The organism is Aureispira anguillae, assembly GCF_026000115.1.
Taxonomy (GTDB): Bacteria; Bacteroidota; Bacteroidia; order Chitinophagales; family Saprospiraceae; genus Aureispira; species Aureispira anguillae.
This window is the reverse complement of sequence record NZ_AP026867.1, coordinates 4,654,809-4,673,388: the sequence shown is the minus strand read 5'-3', so window position 1 is coordinate 4,673,388 and position 18,580 is coordinate 4,654,809. Positions and strand designations below refer to the sequence as shown.

The 18,580-nt window shown below is 36.7% G+C and carries 15 protein-coding genes; 3 read left to right on the top strand and 12 right to left on the bottom strand.

The genetic code is table 11. The features are described 5' to 3' along the window. Positions 1–151: 151 nt before the first annotated feature. Complete coding sequence (locus tag AsAng_RS18415; protein WP_264788563.1) at positions 152–1,858, top strand: SBBP repeat-containing protein; 1,707 nt, start codon at positions 152–154, stop codon at positions 1,856–1,858. A 177-nt stretch (positions 1,859–2,035) separates the two neighbouring features. Continuing rightward, on the top strand, positions 2,036–2,959 hold the full coding sequence (locus AsAng_RS18410; protein WP_264788562.1) for a TIGR01777 family oxidoreductase: 924 nt from the start codon (positions 2,036–2,038) through the stop codon (positions 2,957–2,959). Between the two features lie 106 nt (positions 2,960–3,065). Here the strand turns inward: AsAng_RS18410 and AsAng_RS18405 are convergent, their stop codons facing one another. From AsAng_RS18405 to AsAng_RS18385, 5 genes are all read right to left on the bottom strand, one after another. Further along, positions 3,066–4,838 (bottom strand): peptidoglycan-binding domain-containing protein, encoded by a 1,773-nt coding sequence (locus AsAng_RS18405; RefSeq protein WP_264788561.1) that lies wholly within the window; start codon positions 4,836–4,838, stop codon positions 3,066–3,068. 197 nt (positions 4,839–5,035) lie between these two features. Beyond that, entirely contained in the window at positions 5,036–5,671 is a 636-nt protein-coding gene (locus AsAng_RS18400) for a hypothetical protein (protein WP_264788560.1), read from the bottom strand. Positions 5,672–5,782: 111 nt separating this feature from the next. Next, a complete protein-coding gene (locus AsAng_RS18395) occupies positions 5,783–7,705 on the bottom strand; it encodes an N-acetylmuramidase domain-containing protein (protein WP_264788559.1) in 1,923 nt (640 codons plus the stop codon). 256 nt (positions 7,706–7,961) lie between these two features. Next, complete coding sequence (groL, locus tag AsAng_RS18390; protein WP_264788558.1) at positions 7,962–9,599, bottom strand: chaperonin GroEL; 1,638 nt, start codon at positions 9,597–9,599, stop codon at positions 7,962–7,964. Between the two features lie 188 nt (positions 9,600–9,787). Further along, entirely contained in the window at positions 9,788–10,054 is a 267-nt protein-coding gene (locus tag AsAng_RS18385; protein WP_264793586.1) for a co-chaperone GroES, read from the bottom strand. A 315-nt stretch (positions 10,055–10,369) separates the two neighbouring features. Between AsAng_RS18385 and AsAng_RS18380 the strand changes: the two genes are divergently transcribed. Continuing rightward, a complete protein-coding gene (locus AsAng_RS18380) occupies positions 10,370–11,713 on the top strand; it encodes a leucine-rich repeat domain-containing protein (RefSeq protein WP_264788557.1) in 1,344 nt (447 codons plus the stop codon). A 21-nt stretch (positions 11,714–11,734) separates the two neighbouring features. On the opposite strand, the gene AsAng_RS18375 is transcribed toward AsAng_RS18380, so the two are convergent. From AsAng_RS18375 to AsAng_RS18345, 7 genes are all read right to left on the bottom strand, one after another. Next, a complete protein-coding gene (locus AsAng_RS18375) occupies positions 11,735–12,589 on the bottom strand; it encodes an STM4011 family radical SAM protein (RefSeq protein ID WP_264788556.1) in 855 nt (284 codons plus the stop codon). Between the two features lie 27 nt (positions 12,590–12,616). After that, the gene (locus tag AsAng_RS18370; protein ID WP_264788555.1) at positions 12,617–13,936 is read right to left on the bottom strand and encodes an STM4012 family radical SAM protein; all 1,320 of its coding nucleotides are present in this window, start codon (positions 13,934–13,936) and stop codon (positions 12,617–12,619) included. A 60-nt stretch (positions 13,937–13,996) separates the two neighbouring features. Further along, a complete protein-coding gene (locus AsAng_RS18365) occupies positions 13,997–14,794 on the bottom strand; it encodes an STM4013/SEN3800 family hydrolase (RefSeq protein ID WP_264788554.1) in 798 nt (265 codons plus the stop codon). 15 nt (positions 14,795–14,809) lie between these two features. Then, the gene (locus tag AsAng_RS18360) at positions 14,810–15,466 is read right to left on the bottom strand and encodes an HAD family hydrolase (protein ID WP_264788553.1); all 657 of its coding nucleotides are present in this window, start codon (positions 15,464–15,466) and stop codon (positions 14,810–14,812) included. Between the two features lie 122 nt (positions 15,467–15,588). Then, positions 15,589–16,131: a hypothetical protein gene (locus tag AsAng_RS18355; protein WP_264788552.1), complete on the bottom strand. Its 543-nt coding sequence runs from the start codon at positions 16,129–16,131 to the stop codon at positions 15,589–15,591. Continuing rightward, positions 16,122–17,258 (bottom strand): STM4014 family protein, encoded by a 1,137-nt coding sequence (locus AsAng_RS18350; protein WP_264788551.1) that lies wholly within the window; start codon positions 17,256–17,258, stop codon positions 16,122–16,124. Before AsAng_RS18350 ends, AsAng_RS18355 begins: the two co-directional genes overlap by 10 nt. 161 nt (positions 17,259–17,419) lie before the next feature. After that, entirely contained in the window at positions 17,420–18,346 is a 927-nt protein-coding gene (locus AsAng_RS18345; RefSeq protein WP_264788550.1) for an STM4015 family protein, read from the bottom strand. Positions 18,347–18,580: the final 234 nt, after the last annotated feature.

The following is an 18,580-nucleotide window of genomic DNA, read 5'->3' as shown; positions in this document are numbered from 1 at the left end:
AGGATTTGATAATTAAATGTTTATTGAATCAATTAACTTGTTTTATTGCCACAAAGCTATTTTTTTAATTTGATTTGGGGGATTAATTGCCCTAAATTTAAAGTTGTCTCGAATTATGAGAATTGCTTTATAAATTAAAAAATACCTAAAAATGAATTGCACTAAATTTACAGTTCAAAACTATTATTTACTAACTATATTCTGTTTTATAATGAGTCATAATGCTATGGCTCAGTCATTTGAATGGGTTGTTGCAATGGGGAGCAATAGGATGGATATGGGAAATGATATTGCTGTTGATGCTATCGGAAATGTTTATGCTACTGGTTATTTTCATGAAACAATAGATGCTGATCCAACCAGCGGAACAACAAATTTAACAGCTAATGGGGGGAGTGATATATTTATCCAGAAATTAGATGCAACAGGCAACTTACTCTGGGCAAAAAATGTTGGTGGCTCAGGTTGGGATATCGGTGAGGCTATAGCCGTTGATCAGCAGGGAGCTGTTTATATTACAGGAACCTTTAGAGATACGGTCGATTTTGATCCTAGTGCCAATACGTTTCCTTTAATATCTAAAGGAGCGGTTGACATCTTTGTCTTGAAGCTAGATGCAGCAGGTAACTTTATTTGGGCAAAATCAATGGGGGGAAGTTCTTATGATAATGGGAGATCTATTGTTGTGGACCATTCCAATAATATTTATATAGCTGGTAACTTTAAAGGAACAACAGATTTTGATCCTGATGCAGGAGTTTTTAATTTATCTTCTCCTTCTTATAGTGCATTTGTATTAAAACTAAATCCTAACGGCCATTTAATATGGGTAAAAAATATGGAAGGAACGAATGACAGTGATGCTAATGATATTGATGTGGATGCAGGAGGAAATATCTATACGTCGGGGTATTTTATAGGGACAATAGATCTTGACCCTAATAGCGGAGTGAACAATGTGAATACAGTAGGGGGATATGATGGATTTGTACAAAAATTGGACACTGCAGGCAATTTAGTTTGGGGGAATAGCATTGGTGGAATAGATGACGATAGAGCGAATGGAATTATTGTAGATGGAGCTAATAACATCTATACAACGGGATATTTTGCGGGGACGGTCGATTTTGACCCTGGAGCGGGAGTTACCAATTTATCTACAGTAAGCAGTGGGTCTGGGATATTTATTCAAAAATTAAATCCTAACGGCAATCTGATATGGGCAAAAAATATGGGCGGCTATGGAAGTAGTTGGGGCAGTGATTTTGCAATAGACGCTTCAGATAACCTATATCTAACAGGAGCGTTTAGTAGTACAGTAGATTTTGACCCGAATGGAGGAACGACAAACTTGACGGCTACATACTTTGATGTTTTTACTCAAAAATTGGACAGTATGGGCAATTTGGTCTGGGTGAAGGGCATAGGCGGAAATAATTACGATACTGGAAAAGGAATTGCTGTAGATGGGAATGGTGGAGTTTATACGATTGGAGGGTTTAAATACACTGTAGATTTTGACCCTGGAGTGGGAGTGGTCAATAGAACTGCTGTTGACAATTTTGATATTTTTATCCAAAAATTAAACACGAGTACCAATCTAAATAATCAAAAAATACCATTGTCTACGACTCGTGTTTATCCTAATCCATCAAAGGAATGGGTAACGATAAAGTCTAATGATTTAATAGGGGCTTCGCTTCGAGTATTGAATCTAAGTGGTCAAACTATTTTTACTCAAAAACACCTTACAACCAATCAATACCAGTTGGAATTAAAAGAAGGAGCAGGCGTTTATATCGTAGAAGTTATTTATGAAAATAGGATAGAAAGAATCAAACTAGTTAAAAAGGAGTAAGGTAGATTATTTTCCTTGACCTTCAAAAAAAATTGCATTTTCGCCTATACACCCCTATTATTTCATGAGTGCTGTGCAGTTCGTAATAACTTCTAATAAATTAATAGAATAAAAATTTTATTTTTAAGTTGTCGCAACTATGCGACAACTTTTTTTTATTCACGATAACATCAAACAATGCCTCGATTAGTAATACCTGGTGGTTCTGGTTATCTAGGACTCCAATTAGCGCAGTATTTTAGTACAAAAGGCTGGGAGGTCTTTGTATTGTCTCGTCGTTATTACCCTCCTCAGGGAAGTATTCAATTTTTAGAATGGGATGGCAAAACTTTAGGCGATTGGGCTAAGGTGATGGAAGGAGCAGATGTTGTTGTTAATATGGCAGGACGAACGGTGAATTGCCGTTATAATGCCACCAACAAAAAACAAATTTTAGATTCGAGAATCGATTCAACCCGTATCATAGGAAAAGCAATTGCTCAAGCAGCAAATCCTCCCAAGTTGTGGCTCAACTCTAGTTCTGCAACTATTTATCAAGATACAAGGGGAGCGATACCCGCCAATGATGAGTACAATGGAAAGATAGGAACAGATTTTTCTATGAATATTTGCAAAGCTTGGGAAAAAGAATTTATGGCAGCAGTAACCCCTTCTGTGCGAAAAATAGCCCTCAGAACGGCTATTGTAATCGGAAAAGAACCTGGTGGAGCAATGGAATATTTGATTAATTTAACAAAATTTTGGTTAGGAGGAACACAGGGGAGTGGGCAACAGTTTATTAGCTGGGTACATTTAAGTGACTTTATAAGAGTGGTAGATTTTTTGATTGGCAAAGAACATATTTCTGGAATTATTAATGTTGCTGCACCTCAGCCCGTAACCAATCAATCTTTTATGGCAGAACTTCGTAAGGCAATTGGACGTTCTTGGGGCTTGCCGATGCCTAAGGTATTGTTAGAATTAGGTGCTGTATTTCTTGGTACTCAGACAGAGTTGGTGCTCAAAAGCAGAAAGGTTGTATCAACTAGATTGAAGGAAGAGGGCTTTCAGTTTGAATATGAGAGGATAGAAGATGCTTTTAAAGAAATTTGCACCCCTTAATGGATTTCGATAGGTTTTTAGCTCTGCTATTGCTTAAATATTAATTGGTAGTAAGTAACTACGCAGAATTGATTATGCGTAGTTACTTAAGTTGTACAACTTTTTATTATTCATCTTTTAGTTGAGCCAATTGTTTCATGCGAACATAAGTATAAGCCTGATCAGAAGCATTAGCCCTTATCCAATTGTTACCTTTTAAAATTTGTATGTTTTCAAATTTTGTTTTGTCAGGAAACTTCCACCTTCTTTGCCCAACGCCATCTCCACCATCTCCTAAATCGCTCGAACTACCCGACTCAACCGTTGTAAATTCAAGGACATTGCTGTTTTCTATTTCATCTACATCAATAATGATTCGCACATGATAAGTACTGGTGCCTTTACGTTTATAATTGACCATCATATCACCAGCACGAAGTTGTTTGGGACTAGCAACCTTAGGGTGTTGTTGAATTCCTGCTGTATTGGTAATTTTAACTTCTTCTCCTCTTTGACTTAATTTGGGGCGTTCCATATCTCCATCCAATAAAAAATTGGCGGCTTGAACGGCCAACCCAGAACAATCTGTGCTTACGCCATAGGTCGATAAAAATTCATGTAGTCCTTGAGAAGTTTTATCTTTAATCAAATTTTTAGCGATGCATTTTTCGAGAAATGTTTCAATTTGTGCAGGGGTAGCTTTCCCAACACCACCGCCAAAACCTAACCCAAGAATAACTCTTTTTACCTTTGGGTTTGCTTTTCGAGCAGCAAGAACTCTTTTTAAGCGTTTACCAATATTGATGTGATAGGGTGGGCGAACAGAGACAAATTCACCAGGATTAACTTCTATTTGAATTCCTGTAAATACTTTGGTAAATTCTGCCATTTTTTTCTCCAAGGGAGATTCTGCGCCACCAATAATACCATCTTCTGTTTTAGGCATGGTTGGTTTTAGATCCCCTACTAGATACTTTAATGTGTTGCCATTTACATCAATTCTAGAATCTTGATTTTGTATACTTCCAGCAAATCGATATTGGAATTTTCGAATGGCTTGAACGGTTTTGTCGTCCATTTTTCCATCTACAGGAATTGCATAACCCCAGTTTTCTTTTAGTATTTTTTGGATTGCTTGTACATCTTCCAATGCGTTGACGCCACCTAATCCAACCGATTGCTGGATCAAAGCAGTACTTTTTCTAGTCGGGAGTTGGCTAGAATCTGCCCCTTTTTCAGCATCAGTGGTAGCAGATTTATTGAGATGTTTCCAAGTGATGCCATTGGGTTCTATAATGCCATCAAGATTTTTAAAATTAAGGCTTTTTTGAAAATTTCGAATTGCTTTTATTGTTTTTAGACCACATTTACCGTTTGTTTTTAAGCCCAGCAATTTCTGAACGAGAACCACATCGTCTAGGTTGTTGACGCCATTTTTGCCAACAGAATTTTTAAGTGTAGTAGAGGTAGGTGTTAATAAAGTATCATCATCGTTAGAATTATTTTCGCTATCGTCAATTGGGCTTGCTTTTTTTACCAAATTTTTCCAAGTAATACCATTGGGTTCTATCAGCCCATCCGTTTTTTTAAACCCTAGTCTTCGTTGAAAAAGGCGGATTGCTAGATTGGTTTTGACACCACAGTCTCCATCTACTTTTATCCCCAACAATTCCTGAACAACTAATACATCCTTATAATTATTAACCCCACCTTTGCCTACTGAATGTTGAATTGTTTTACTGGGAGCACTCGTAGAAGCGATAGTTTTTAGAGAAGATTCAAGTTTAGTTAGTTTTTTGGCAAGATCGTTATGTTTGGAGGTGTCATGAGGGTTGTTGTGGATAGCTATAAATTTGTGTATTTCTGCTTGCAAATCAGCGATTTTAGAGAAAAAATCCATAATAAATTATTTTAGTGAGGTAGATATAGAATATCATTACAAACTAAGCATTTTTTTTGAATTAAACAAGCAAAAAAGACTTATAGTCACTATCTTAAAGAAGAATTAAACAATTCTAAACAATAGACCTGATCACCAAACAAAATTCATACAATAATTGAGTTGCACAAACCTCGTTTTGTGATCAGGTTTAGCAGTTATTTGGCAACTGGTTGATAGATGTCAAAACTTTCAAAGGGGATCAACTTGGTTTGTTGGTTAGCCTTTGCTGTTGTTGCAGGATTAGCCGCTTCAAAGGTTTCGGTTCCATCTTCATATAAGAACCAAGCTTTCTTTTCTTTATTATAATAAAACGTAGTAACCCTAGACCAACGCAATTGACTGCCGCCATAATATTCAAAAGAAACAAAGTGCTTATTAATTGCAATTCCATTAAATGGGTCTTCCATTTGTCCTCCACAGTCAATGCAATAAACAGCGTTGTCATTTCTAGCGACCAATTGCAAAGAGCCTTGTTCGTCACCTGCTAAAAATAATAAAGGACGAGGACTTGGATTGTCATTGGCATAATCAGATATTTCTTCTTCCTGCTTATTTTTTAGAACTAGGACGACATCTTCAAAACCATCGCTATTAAAATCCAATTTTTTTTCTGCTAGAATTTCGTGCCCGTCCAATATAAAAGATGCTGTAGTTAACTGCTCTTTTACTGGCGCTGGGGCAGGAGCAACGGTTGTAGAGTCTGTATCAATGGCAGTGCTCTTAGAAGAAGCGGTGTCAGAATTACAAGAAAATAGGAGAAGCAGTAAGCTAGAGAACAAAAGATGTTTCATTGTGTGTTTGTTGTTTATAGAATGTTAGATAGAAGAATTTTTTATAAAAGAAAACCCATCAAAAGCCTGATTAATAGATTTTGATGGGTTGGTTATCCTTATGATTAATAACTACAAAAGAATTTTAGAGAATCGTTCATAAGCTCGTTCAAGCTTAATATCATATTTATTTTCAGCATAAGCAGGACCATTGTAGCCCTTGGCTAATGCAGCCCAGTTTTTGGACTCTCCTCGTACATGTCTAAGCAGGTTGTTGTCTTTTAGAAAACCCATTAAACCACCTAGTTGATTAGCGCCAGGTTTATACATGGCCTCTACAAAAGATTCTACATCAGAATAGCCTGCACTAGCATGATTAAAGCCCATGATTTGGAACTCTCCCCAAGACGCTGATTTTAAAGCAGCAATTTTATCAATTTTTTCAGCCAATGCTAGGCGATCATACTCTTTGACACCAAATTTATAATTGGCTTTTGTCCATTTAGAGTAAATGATGTTCTCGTTTCCAGGGCGCAGAGCAGCGGGATCTTTGCCCGCCTTTTTAAGTTCTCGCCAGAAGATGTGCCCTTCAAATAAAATCTTTGGACGACCATCTGCTAAGAAACCATTTCCACCTGATTCGACAGCTTGAATAGCCAAAATAACAGCAGGTTCAATATCAAATTTTTTGGCAACTTTATATATTCCTCCTCTGATACGACCAATTCCGAGTAAAGTATTCCAAGTTTTTCCATTAGGATCGATACGCCCATCAGGGTTTCGTGACCCTACATACTCTTTTTGGAACCTTTTAATGGCGCTTATTAGACGGACAGTTACAGTAGAGCTTTCCTCTAATTTTAAATTAAATTTGATTAGCAATTTATGAACAAGAAGCACATCTTCAGGAAGATTAGCCCCCTTGTGCCCAACTGATTTTGTAATTTTACTAGTAACACTTAATTCCTCAGGAATAGGTTCGTCACCTGTACTGACCGTTTGTTGATCTAATCTATGATCATCTTTGTCTTTATTCAGTTTTTCCCAAGTAAAGCTATTCGGTTCGATGAGACCACTGAAGTCAGGAAGCCCAATAATACTTTGGAAATTTTTGATGGCTTTGATGGTAGAAGGACCAGCATCACCATCGACTTTTAGAGAAGCTCCATGGTTGTTGAGCAATTGTTGAACAACTTTTACATCATCAATATTATTGTCTCCATTTTTTCCAACACTACCTTTAATGTTAGTTGTAGTGACAGAGGTAGAAGACGTTTCTTCAGAAGAAGTAGAAGTTTCGGGACTTCTAGAAGACGTTTCTTCAGTAGTGTTTGACTTTTCAGTAGGTTTAGCGGTTTCTTGGTTTTTCTTAACCGCTTTTTGGGTTAAATGTCCCCAAGTAAAGCCATTGGGATCAACACGTCCATCAGGATTTTTAGTGCCGAGTTTAGCTTGAAAAGCTTTGATGGCTTTGATGGTAGAAGGACCAGCATCTCCATCAACAGTTAGAGAGGCTCCATGGTCGTTGAGCAATTGTTGAACGACTTTTACATCGTCAACATTGTTGTCTCCATTTTTGCCAACGGATTTATTAATGGTTTGAGTAGTAGGAGTCGTATCATTTGTTGTTGGAGTAGTAGAGGAGTTATCTGTTGTATTGGAGGATGAAGCGGTTAGATGTCCCCAAGTAAAGCCATTGGGATCAACACGCCCATCAGGATTTTTAGTGCCGAGCTTAGCTTGAAAAGCTTTGATAGCTTTGATGGTAGAAGGCCCAGCATCACCATCGACTTTTAGAGAAGCTCCATGGTTGTTGAGCAATTGTTGAACAACTTTTACATCATCAACTTTATTCGTTCCTTTTTCACCAACAGAAGCATCTATCTTATTGTTTGGAGTTGGGGTAACGTCTCTTCCTCCTTTTAGGGTTTGATCAAGGCTATTTAATTGATCAGCAATTTCATTGAATTTAGAGGTGTCATGGGGGTTGTTGTGAACTTGCATAAATTGGCGAATTGCCTTTCTAAGTTCAATGACTTTTTTAGAGAAATCCATTGTATAAGAATTTTTGGTGTGATAGATTGATAGTAAAAAATCGAAACAATTTAAGAATTTTTTTTGAATTAAACAAACGAAAAAGAATTCTTCTCTATAAAGCAATCTATTCCAAAGCAAGATTTTAAGCTTGATAACCAATCGATATTCTATTATAGTTTATTGTTATACATTGGATAAGGAGAAAAAAAGAAGCCCCTTTAGCAAATTTTGCTAAAGGGGCTGATATATTTTAAGTCATCTAAACTTAGATTTCTTACATCATTCCAGGCATTCCACCAGGCATTCCACCAGGCATTCCTGCAGGAGCATCTTCAGAAGGAATATCATTGATTACACATTCGGTAGTCAAGATCATACTAGCAATAGAACCTGCATTTTCAAGTGCTACACGAGAAACTTTAGTAGGATCAATAACACCAGCAGCTTTTAAATCTTCAAAAGTTTCTGTACGAGCATTGAATCCGAAAGGACCTTCGCCTTCACGTACTTTCATTACTACAACAGAACCTTCTAGTCCAGCATTGTTAACGATGGTACGCAATGGCAATTCTAATGAAATACGTACAATATTAATACCTGTGTTTTCATCATCGTTAAGCCCTTCAAAGCTTTCTAGTGCATCAATAGCACGAACCAATGCCACACCACCACCTGCAACAATACCTTCTTCTACAGCAGCACGAGTAGCATGCAACGCATCATCAACACGGTCTTTTTTCTCTTTCATTTCAACTTCAGTAGAAGCACCTACATAAAGAACAGCAACACCACCTGATAATTTAGCCAAACGCTCTTGAAGTTTTTCTCTATCGTAATCAGAAGTTGTATTTTTGATTTGGTTGGTAATCTCAGAAATACGAGCCGATACATTTTCTTTTGCACCTACACCATTAACGATAATCGTATTGTCTTTGTCAATGGTTACACGCTCACAGCTTCCCAAGTGCTCTAGCTCAACTGCTTCTAAGCTATGTCCTGTTTCTTCAGCAATTAGAGTACCACCTGTTAGGATAGCAATATCTTGAAGCATTGCTTTACGACGATCTCCAAAACCAGGAGCTTTAACAGCAGCTACTTTCAATCCTAAACGAAGACGGTTAACCACCAAAGTACTCAATGCTTGACTTTCTACATCTTCAGCAATGATCAATAATGGACGACCTGCACCGTGTGCTTTCTCAAGAACAGGTACAATAGATTGGATGTTTGAGATTTTTTTGTCGTGGATTAGAATAAATGGATTTTCGAATTCTGCCTCCATTGACTCAGGGTTGGTAACAAAGTAAGGAGATAAATAACCTCTGTCGAATTGCATACCAATTACTTTTTCAACATAAGTTTCACGTCCTTTTGCCTCTTCTACGGTGATAACACCATTGATGGTTACAGCCTCCATTGCATCAGCAATCAAAGTACCAATCTCAGCATCACCATTAGCCGAAATAGAAGCTACTTGTTTGATTTTTTCAAAATCACTACCAATGATTTCAGAAGTTTCTTTTAGGTGTGTAATAACTTTATTAACTGCTTTGTCAATTCCACGTTTCAAATCCATTGGATTGGCTCCAGCAGCAACGCTTTTAAGACCAGCGTTTACGATAGATTGTGCAAGAACGGTAGCTGTAGTTGTACCATCTCCTGCTAGGTCAGCAGTTTTGGCAGCTACTTCTTTTACCATTTGAGCTCCCATGTTAGCGATAGGATCTTCCAATTCTACTTCTTTGGCAACAGAAACACCATCTTTAGTGATGTGAGGAGCACCAAAACTTTTTTGAAGAACAACATTACGTCCTTTAGGTCCTAACGTTACTTTTACGGCATCTGCAAGGGCATTAACACCTTCTTGTAATTTGTTGCGAGCATCTGTGCTGAAGCTAATATTTTTAGCCATTTTTATATTAAGTTTTTACTTTTAATAATAAATACCTTGTGCCTTTATTCTAACCAACAATGATTATTTAATGAATTATAGTTTTAATAATTCATTAAATAAACTGGTATCACAAAGTATTGAATAATGAATGATATAAAAACAGGTAAGGAGGCAAAATTAAGTTGCGATTTACCTGCAAGTAGAGATTAGTCCAAAATGAGAAGAATATCGTCTTCTTTCATAATCAAGAAATCTTCTCCATTGTGAGATACTTCTTGACCTGAATATTTACCATACAAAACTACATCATCTATCTTTACCGTCATGGCTCTGTCTTCTTTACCAGGACCAACAGCTATAACTGTTCCACGTTGTGGCTTCTCTTTAGCTGTGTCTGGTATAATGATACCACCTTTAGTTGTTTCTTCTGCAGCTGCAGGTTTTACCAAGACTCTATCATTAATTGGTCTCATAGTAAGTTGTTTGTTTTTTAGATTAAAAAAAAAATTAAAACAATATTTTTTAATACGTCGCTGCTTTTTATGTTTTTGAACAGCTAAAACATAAAAAGCATCTTGTATCAATTTTTACATTAATGATTTCCTATAATCATGTCCTATGCCAAGTACTATTTTATGTCTTTCTGTCATATTTGGTGAGTAGTTGGCGACGTCATGTGTTATTTTGGCAGTAGCAAATTTATTTTTTTTACTCTGTGGAACAATTTGTCATTATAGGAGTATAATGCTGCTACAAGAAACCTTATTAAAACATCAAAACTATTTATTTTGACAGAGGATTTTAAACAAGAAAAAGAAAGCTTATTCGCTTTAGTTGCCACAGGCGATGAAAATAATGTTGACATTGCTATTGAGATCATGAAAGGAAATTCGGCATTGAGGGAAGCATTAATTGAAGAGGGGCATCATTTGGTGGAACAAAATTGGGCTAGCAGGACGATTAGAGGGCTGATGAGAGCAGCAGAAGTATTTAATGAACTCTATCAGCAATTAAAAACACGCTATGCTTTTTTTTTAATATTAGAATCAAAAAGCTATAGACAGGTCAAAGAAAATAAAATCCAGCAACTTTTAAATGCTTTATTAAGAGCAACAGATAATTTATCGAATGCTCGAATATACCACAATTATAGTGCTTGGGATTTATCAAAATTAGAGCAAGAAATTTTAGGAACCATTCCCCTAAAATCACTAAACTTAGAAGAGGAGTATTTGAATGTATTGCCAGAATGGGTTGGTTATCTAACTCAATTGGAGGAGCTTCGATTAAAAAAGAATTTATTAAAACAGTTGCCTTCTAGTATTACAAACCTTATTCATCTAACTAAATTAGATTTAGAACACAATTTACTAGAAGTTTTGCCTGAAAATATTGGTTGTTTGACCAAGTTAGATTGTTTAGAATTAAGCAGAAATAATTTAACCCATCTACCAGAGTCTATGGGAATGCTTGAGCGTTTAACTCGTTTAAATTTAGAATATAACCAGTTGGAACGCCTACCGCTCTCTATTGCTCAAATGCAACAATTAACTCAATTGGATTTGTCTGACAATCAGTTGACCCAATTGCCTGAAAATATTGATGCTTTTCAATGTTTAATAGAGTTAGATGTTCGCAATAACCAACTTCAAAAATTGCCTGATGCGCTCCAAAACCTAGTTACGCTTCAGGTCTTGCGTTTGTCCAATAATCAACTAACCGATTTACCGCAATGGGTGAGCGAACTTCAAGAACTAAAAAAATTATACCTTTCAAACAACCAGTTGGCAACTTTACCCTTGGTCATTAGCAACCTGCCTAAACTCAAACGGCTGTATTTGCACAACAACCAGTTAACTACTTTGCCTACTGATATTGGAAAATTATCGGCTTTAAATTATATTGATTTAGATGAAAATGAGATCCAATCTTTGCCCGATTCATTGGGGGATTTGTTAGAACTAAAGGAAATTCGTTTGTTCAATAACCCCATCCAAAAATTACCAAAAGTTTTGAAGCAATTGCCCAAATTTAAAGAAATCATGTTGGGTGAAACACCGATAGGTATCGCACATGGGGTAGAGGTGGTACGAGGTCGAGAACAAGTACTAGAATTATTGGAAAAGGTCTAGTTAATTGCCATTGACAAAAGTCTAGGGTCTATAGGCTGATGGAATTCGTTCTAGAATTCCATCAGCATAAGTATCGTATAACTTCAATTCATCCAAATGTACATAACCAATATGGCAACCACAAGTAGCATTGCTGCATAGACGAGGGGCTAAAATGGAAGAAACATCATCTTTATAAATATTTCCCAAGACCGTATTGATAAAATGGCAGCTACGAACATCTCCATTACCATCCACCGTGAAAGAACGGTATCCTGCTTGACAAGATTTTCCAAAACTATCGTGGTATTTGGTGTTGTATCGAAAAAGGGGATCTACTTGTTCGATTCGTTGAATCTCTTCTTCTGTATAATAATCTACTACTCGTTTATAAGCATTGGCCCAAACGTAACGACTAGAATGAATTTTATCCCTCAGTTGTTCTAGTATATCCAATTCATTTTTAAAGGCAACAAAGCCCACACTATATTGAATGGCTAAGTCATCTAATTCTTGGCATTTGCCAACGAATTTATCCAAGCTAATTTGGCTAGGATGGAATGTCGTCCACAGGGCAAAAGCCTCTTTGTTTACCTTGTCCATCCAAGTTGTGGGACAAGAAAGGTTTGTTTGGATGCTAACTTTTTGAACCTGTGGTAGATGGCTTAACGTTGTCATTGCCTCTTGGTAATATTTGCGAATAAGCCCTTCTCCCCAAGGCGTGAATAAAATACTAATTTGTTCTGAACGGCTGCTTACCCAATCTACAAAATTTTGCAACCTTTTGGCATCATCTGCTAACTCTGAGCGAGTGTTTTTAGTTTTTGCAAAAGGACAATAAGAGCAACCATAGTTGCAGCTAGAGAGCGGACCACGATATAAAATAGACCATTTCATACAACGAATAAAGTTAAAAAGTGTGGGTTAAATCAGTTCAAATTTTTGCATCATTTCTTTTACGGAATTAGAGTACAGCCAAGGACCAATAACATCTGATAGTTCCAATCCTGCTGCATTAAGTTGTAATTGATGGGCTGCTTTTGGAGCTAAATCAAGGCTGTATAATTCTTCCAATTCAGGTACATCCTCTAGAGGGAGGCTGCCAAAAAAATTGTAATAGGCTTTAAAATCTAAATATGCTCCTTCTAGAAGTGACTTAATGATATAACGGCGTTTTTGTTCTTCTAACGAGAGATAAGTGCCATAGATAACCGATTGAAATTGTTCTTTGGTTTGCTGATTATAATCGTGTATGATATTTTTGACTCCTTTGCGACCAACAGCATATTCTGAGCTATAATGAAAATTTTTGGTATAAGAACGGGCTCCTACTCCTAGACCAACCATACCATCTTCTGGACTATTATAAGGAGGAGCTGGCATCTTGGCGGCTTTTTTATTTCTAAAAATGCGTAAGGTCACTTGTTCATATCCTTGACTTAGTAAAAAATCTCGACCAAAGCGGTATAAATTTAAGCGATGGTCATTCCATTCTTTTTCTTTTAGCCCCAGCCCTGTTAAAGGGCGAACATAAAGTGGATATAAAAAGATTTCTTCGGGCTGAAATGCAATGCTTTGCTCTAAGGAATATTGCCAAGATTGTTTGTTTTGTCCTGCCATTCCATAGATTAAGTCAATGTTCATTTCAGGGATGCCAGAATTTCGGATAATTTTTAATGCTTTTACAACTTCGGCAGTAGTTTGTGGTCGCCCCAAAGCTTTGGTTTCTTCCAGCAAAAAACTTTGAACACCAATACTAGCTCTAGAAATTCCTTGGGCTTTGAGCAAGGCTAATTTTTCTTTGCTAGCGGTTTTGGGAGACATCTCAATAGAAGAAGGGATGGCTGAAGTTTTTGCCCCCATAATGTCGTTAATAATAAAAAATAGGCGCTCTAAATCAGGAAGGCTTAAAAAGGTGGGCGTTCCACCACCAATTGCCAAGCGGTTAAAATTAGATGCCCCAAGAGCCTCTTTTACTTGAATGGCTTGGCGTTCTAAAGCTTGAATAAAAGGACTTTCATGCGTTGTTTTAGGGTTTGCCATGGTAAATAAATTGCAGAAACCACAGCGCATTTCACAAAAGGGAATATGCAGATAAAGGAAGAGTCGCTCTTTATTTTCATTGGCCCATACTTCTTTTAGGGATCGAGCTTCTTTTAGGGGGCGATAAGTTGATTTGTGAGGGTAAGAATAGGAATATCCTTGAAAATAATTATCGCTTATGATTGATTTTAATTTGGTCATATTCTATTTGATTCTTTGATCGTTTTTTGAGTAAGAAGTCTTGTGCAAAATTGAAAAATGCTATTGTTTTACGAGCACTTCTAAATAAGGAACTGTCCAAACATTGGGATGACCAATGCGATGCCCTGTATAGCCATCCTCCCCATAAGTTGTTCCATGATCGGCACAACAAATGACAAAAGTTTGTTGGCGTTGATTTAGTGCCTGCATAAGAATTGGAAGTTGGCGGTCAACATATTCCAAGGCAGCAGCATGGCTTTCGATCGTATCTTCTACAGCATTTTCTAAATAAAAGCAATTGGGTTGATGCAAAGCAGAGATATTAATAAATAAAAACACAGGATCTGGGTTTGCGGCTAATAATTCAGCTGCTTTTTCTAATTGGTATTGGGTAGAATTTTTTTCTGTAACGCCAAAAGATGGCGTCCAATAACTTTCTTCAAAAAAAGAAGGAAAAACTTTACTCAAAGGAGTTTGTTGGTTGAAAAATCCCACTCCACCAATACAAATGGTTTTAAATCCTTTTTGTTGAAATCCCTCCACAATGGTAGCCGCATCAAAGATACAAGTATCTTGAACAGCAGTTTCGCTGCCTGCAAATCGGGTGGCAAACAACCTAGGATGCTTAGCAGCTACAATGGGCGTTGGCAAAAAGCCTGCAAAAAAGGCATGATGGGCAGCGTAGGTAAAACTTCCTGGGCTATGGCGTTTTTCCCAGCCTTGAGGAGAAAGCCACTTCGAAAAATTAGGGAGTTTACCTGCTTCCCAAAGTTGCTGAGCTACATCATATCGCAAGGTATCTAAGGTGATAAAAACAACATCACTTTGGGCAACAATTTCATTCATATTATAAGACATAACCAAATCGCTGTTTTAGATGGGTAAATGAAAAATATTCTCTAAGATAAAGTCGGGTTTGATACTGGATGTCCAAGCCCTTTTGTGGCTAACCCAAGCTGTTTGAATGCCAACCTGAGCAGCTCCTAAAACATCATTAACAGGGTCATCTCCAATATAAAGCATTTGGTTAGCTGAAATTCCTTCTTGTTCCAGTATGAGCTCAAATAATCGTTTGTTGGGTTTGGAGAGTTGAAATTGTTGAGCGATATAAATGGCTTCTGTTGGAACAATGGCATCGAGTTTTGCTTGACGAATTTTACGACTTTGGTTGATGATCGAACCATTGGTCAAAATGCCTATTTTATAATTTTTTTGTAAGTGCAATAATTTAGCTTTTAGTTGAATAGAAATAGGAGGCACAAAATTACTGATATTGGTTTTGATATAATTCCAAAAATTTGTTTCATCCCACCCTTTGGGTTGATAGTGATGGATAAACCATTCGCAAAAATGAGCTCTAGTGGTATAACCATGTTGATCTTTTTTTTCAATTTCAAACTGTTCATTTCCAAAATAGTAATCTGGCATATTTTCGCCAAAAAAATGTTCCAAACAAGCTAAAAAGGCAGCATCTCTATTAATTAAAGTATTGTCTAAATCAAAAAAAATAGTTGTTATTCCAGTAAACATAATCAAGGTTGCTGTGAATGAAGTTTGGATAATTGCTTTATAATACTGCTTGGGTATACTTAGTTTATGTTGTTCGGTTGCTCAGTTTGTTTTGAAAAACTAAGGGTAGTGGAAGTAAACATTTACGAAATAATAGTAAAATCATTTTGTACCTGCTGGCAAAGATTAGATGCAAATTCTTGATTTCTATACAGCTCATGTCCTTGATATTCCAATATATTCGCTTTAAAATTCATTTGGTCAAACCATTGTTGAGAGGGCTTGTAAGGATCTTTTTTTCCAAAATAAAGCCTTGCTCTTTTTCCTAATGGCTGTTTTTGATAACGTAATCGAGTAGCTGATATGGCATAAAGATACGTTATGTTTAATCCTTTTAATCCTGCTTCCCAAGCAATAATGCCCCCTACACTAAATGCCAAAACAAATACATTTTGGGTTTCAAGTTGCACTAAGTTTTGAGCAGCAATTTTAATCCCACCATTAACAAACTGTTGATGTAAGTTTTCGGAGGCATAGACGGTTTTGTCTACCTGAGCTAATTCACAACTGTCGTAATAGTGGATGCTGAAGGTTGCTTGAAGCGATTTTGTATAATACTCAACCCATGTTGCTTTTTCTCGTCCCCACAAGTCAGATAAAATGATTAGCCTTGGTTTTATTGCCATTCCTTCATACTTGATAATGCCATTGAATAAGTGTCCTTGCCCTTGACCAATACATTGGGCAATAAATCGCCAAAGGCATTAGCCTCTAGGATGTAGCTCTTTTTGAGTGTATTGGATAGCATAACATCTAAGCCCGCATAGAGCGTATTCGGAAGACTAGCGAGCGCTTGTTCTGCCAAGGAGCAAAGAGATTTCCATCTGTCAGTTCCAAGTATTGCTTTTACCGTATCCAAATTGCCTCGCTGATTGCCCAAATGTAGGTTTGTCATAGGAGATTGGCTTTGTCGAACAACCGTGTGCTGTGCCTTATTGCCAATGACGACCATTCTCAAATCAAAAACGCCTTCGGGCAAGGAAGCCTTAGGAATCCATTGTTCAACAATCACTCCTTCTTTAGCCAAGTGATTAATTAAGTAAGCAATATCTTTGGTTTTGTGATACGTTCTAATTTTTAAAGAATTATAAAGTTTTGTTTGTTGTTGGTTGTGCACCAATTCGACAGAACTAATGGCTTGCTCTTGCACTCCTTTTTTTCGGTAAGCAATTACACCAGAGGCAGAAGAACCATGAATGGGTTTTATAAAAACCCTATTCCAGCCACGTTGAGCCATTTTTTGTTGCAAATCATCGTAATTTTGAACCGTATAGATAGCAGGCACAACAGAAATAGCCTGTTTTTGGAAATGTTGATGACAAGCAATTTTGTCAAACATCAAGCGAATTCCTTCAATACTATTCATTACTTTTAGAGCTGGATATTGCGCTAAATGTTGTTCAATTTGCTCCAAACAAAGCAAAAAGCCCAAATGTTGCTGTCTCATAAATTGAATCCGCCCTTTTTCAAAAACAAGTTGCCCTGCTGCTTTTGCAGAAATACGAGCCGCATTGGCAAGATTGGGGTGTTCGGCACCCAATTGCAAAAAATGGCGAGTCACTTCCATGTTTTCTCCAGGCGAATCAATTCTCAACGCATCACTTTTTGATAAAAAATGGCTTAAATCCACTTTTTGGCGCAACAAATCAAGATAAGAAACAACAAAAGGCGCAGCAAAACCTTGAGATTTTGCTGCTGCCATGAAAAATTGACAACGTCGATTTTCAGGATTCCCAATTAAGGTAAATTGCATAATTTTTTAAACTAAGCAGTATTGAATAGAAGTTATTACGAACTGCGCAGCACTCATGAAATAATAGAGTTGTACAGGAAAAAATAAATTTGCAGCCATACCATTTCATTATTTTATGAACTTACGTTTCGTAATAACTTCTGATATATAATACAGTTTGATTATTCAGAAACGGAGATGTAACGATCGTCCTCATCTGCATCAGGCGTTCGTTCTTTTAGGTCTACTTTTATTCCTAAATCTTCTAATTTTTCTGCCCAATCATCCGATATAAAATTATGATGCAAGTCTAGTTTTTTTAGGTTCTTGATGGCAGGATTATCAACCAATGCCTCTGCGCCCACATCACCGATAATTCCTCTCGAAAAATCCAATTCTTCAATACGATCTAAAATAGGATCACCTTTGAGTAATTTTGCTAAATCATCGGCAATTTCACTGTTTCTAAGCCCTAGATATTTAAGAGCAGGCAGATGATGCTCTGAAGTGCCTCTATAAGCAGCAACTACTTGCTCAGGACTAGCGTCAAAACCGTAGTAGTCAGATCCTAACCAAAGTTCTAAATGTTCTAAAGCGGGCAAATCTGCTTTGGAGAGTTCCTCATATACATTTTGGGAAAGTCCACCTGTTTGAATCACTAACTTTTTGAGTTTGTTGTGTTGGATCGTCCCAAAATTGAGACCATTACCGCCACGAACTTGATAGAATTCTAAATTGGGAAAAGCTGCCAAAATTGGAGCATGGCTGCCATTTTCAATCCAAGAAACTTCATTCTCCTCATAGGTAATATCCCCAAAAAAGATTCCTTTGATGTGTTGTAGTTTGTCTTTATTGTCTACTAATAATTGAATGATAGATTCAGGACCTTCGTCGTGTTCTGGTCCCCATTGCCCAATGACAAAACTATCTATTTCACTAATTTTAGGATCGTTAAAAAAGGCAGTTAACATATTGGGAACCTCATTTTCAGGACCATCATATTCTGTACGAAAACGGTAGGCTAGTTCTGTATTTTCGATACCTTTTTTTAGATCAAAATCAATTACTTTTCTTTTGTTGAAGTAAAATGCGTTTCTTGAAAATGTCATGCTATTTTAATTGAATGATAAATATAATTTGAGTAATAATATTTTTTGCCAAATGTATCAAAAAAGTTACATTAAGTCAAGTCTTTTAACAAATTATTTATAAGTAGTATTGTGCTGAATAATTTATTTTTTTTAGCCGTGTTAATGCACGAAAATTGTTGTACAACCTACTCAAGCGTTTATTCAACGCTTAATCTGTTAAGGCTTTTTGATTCTTTACAAAAAAATTAAAAA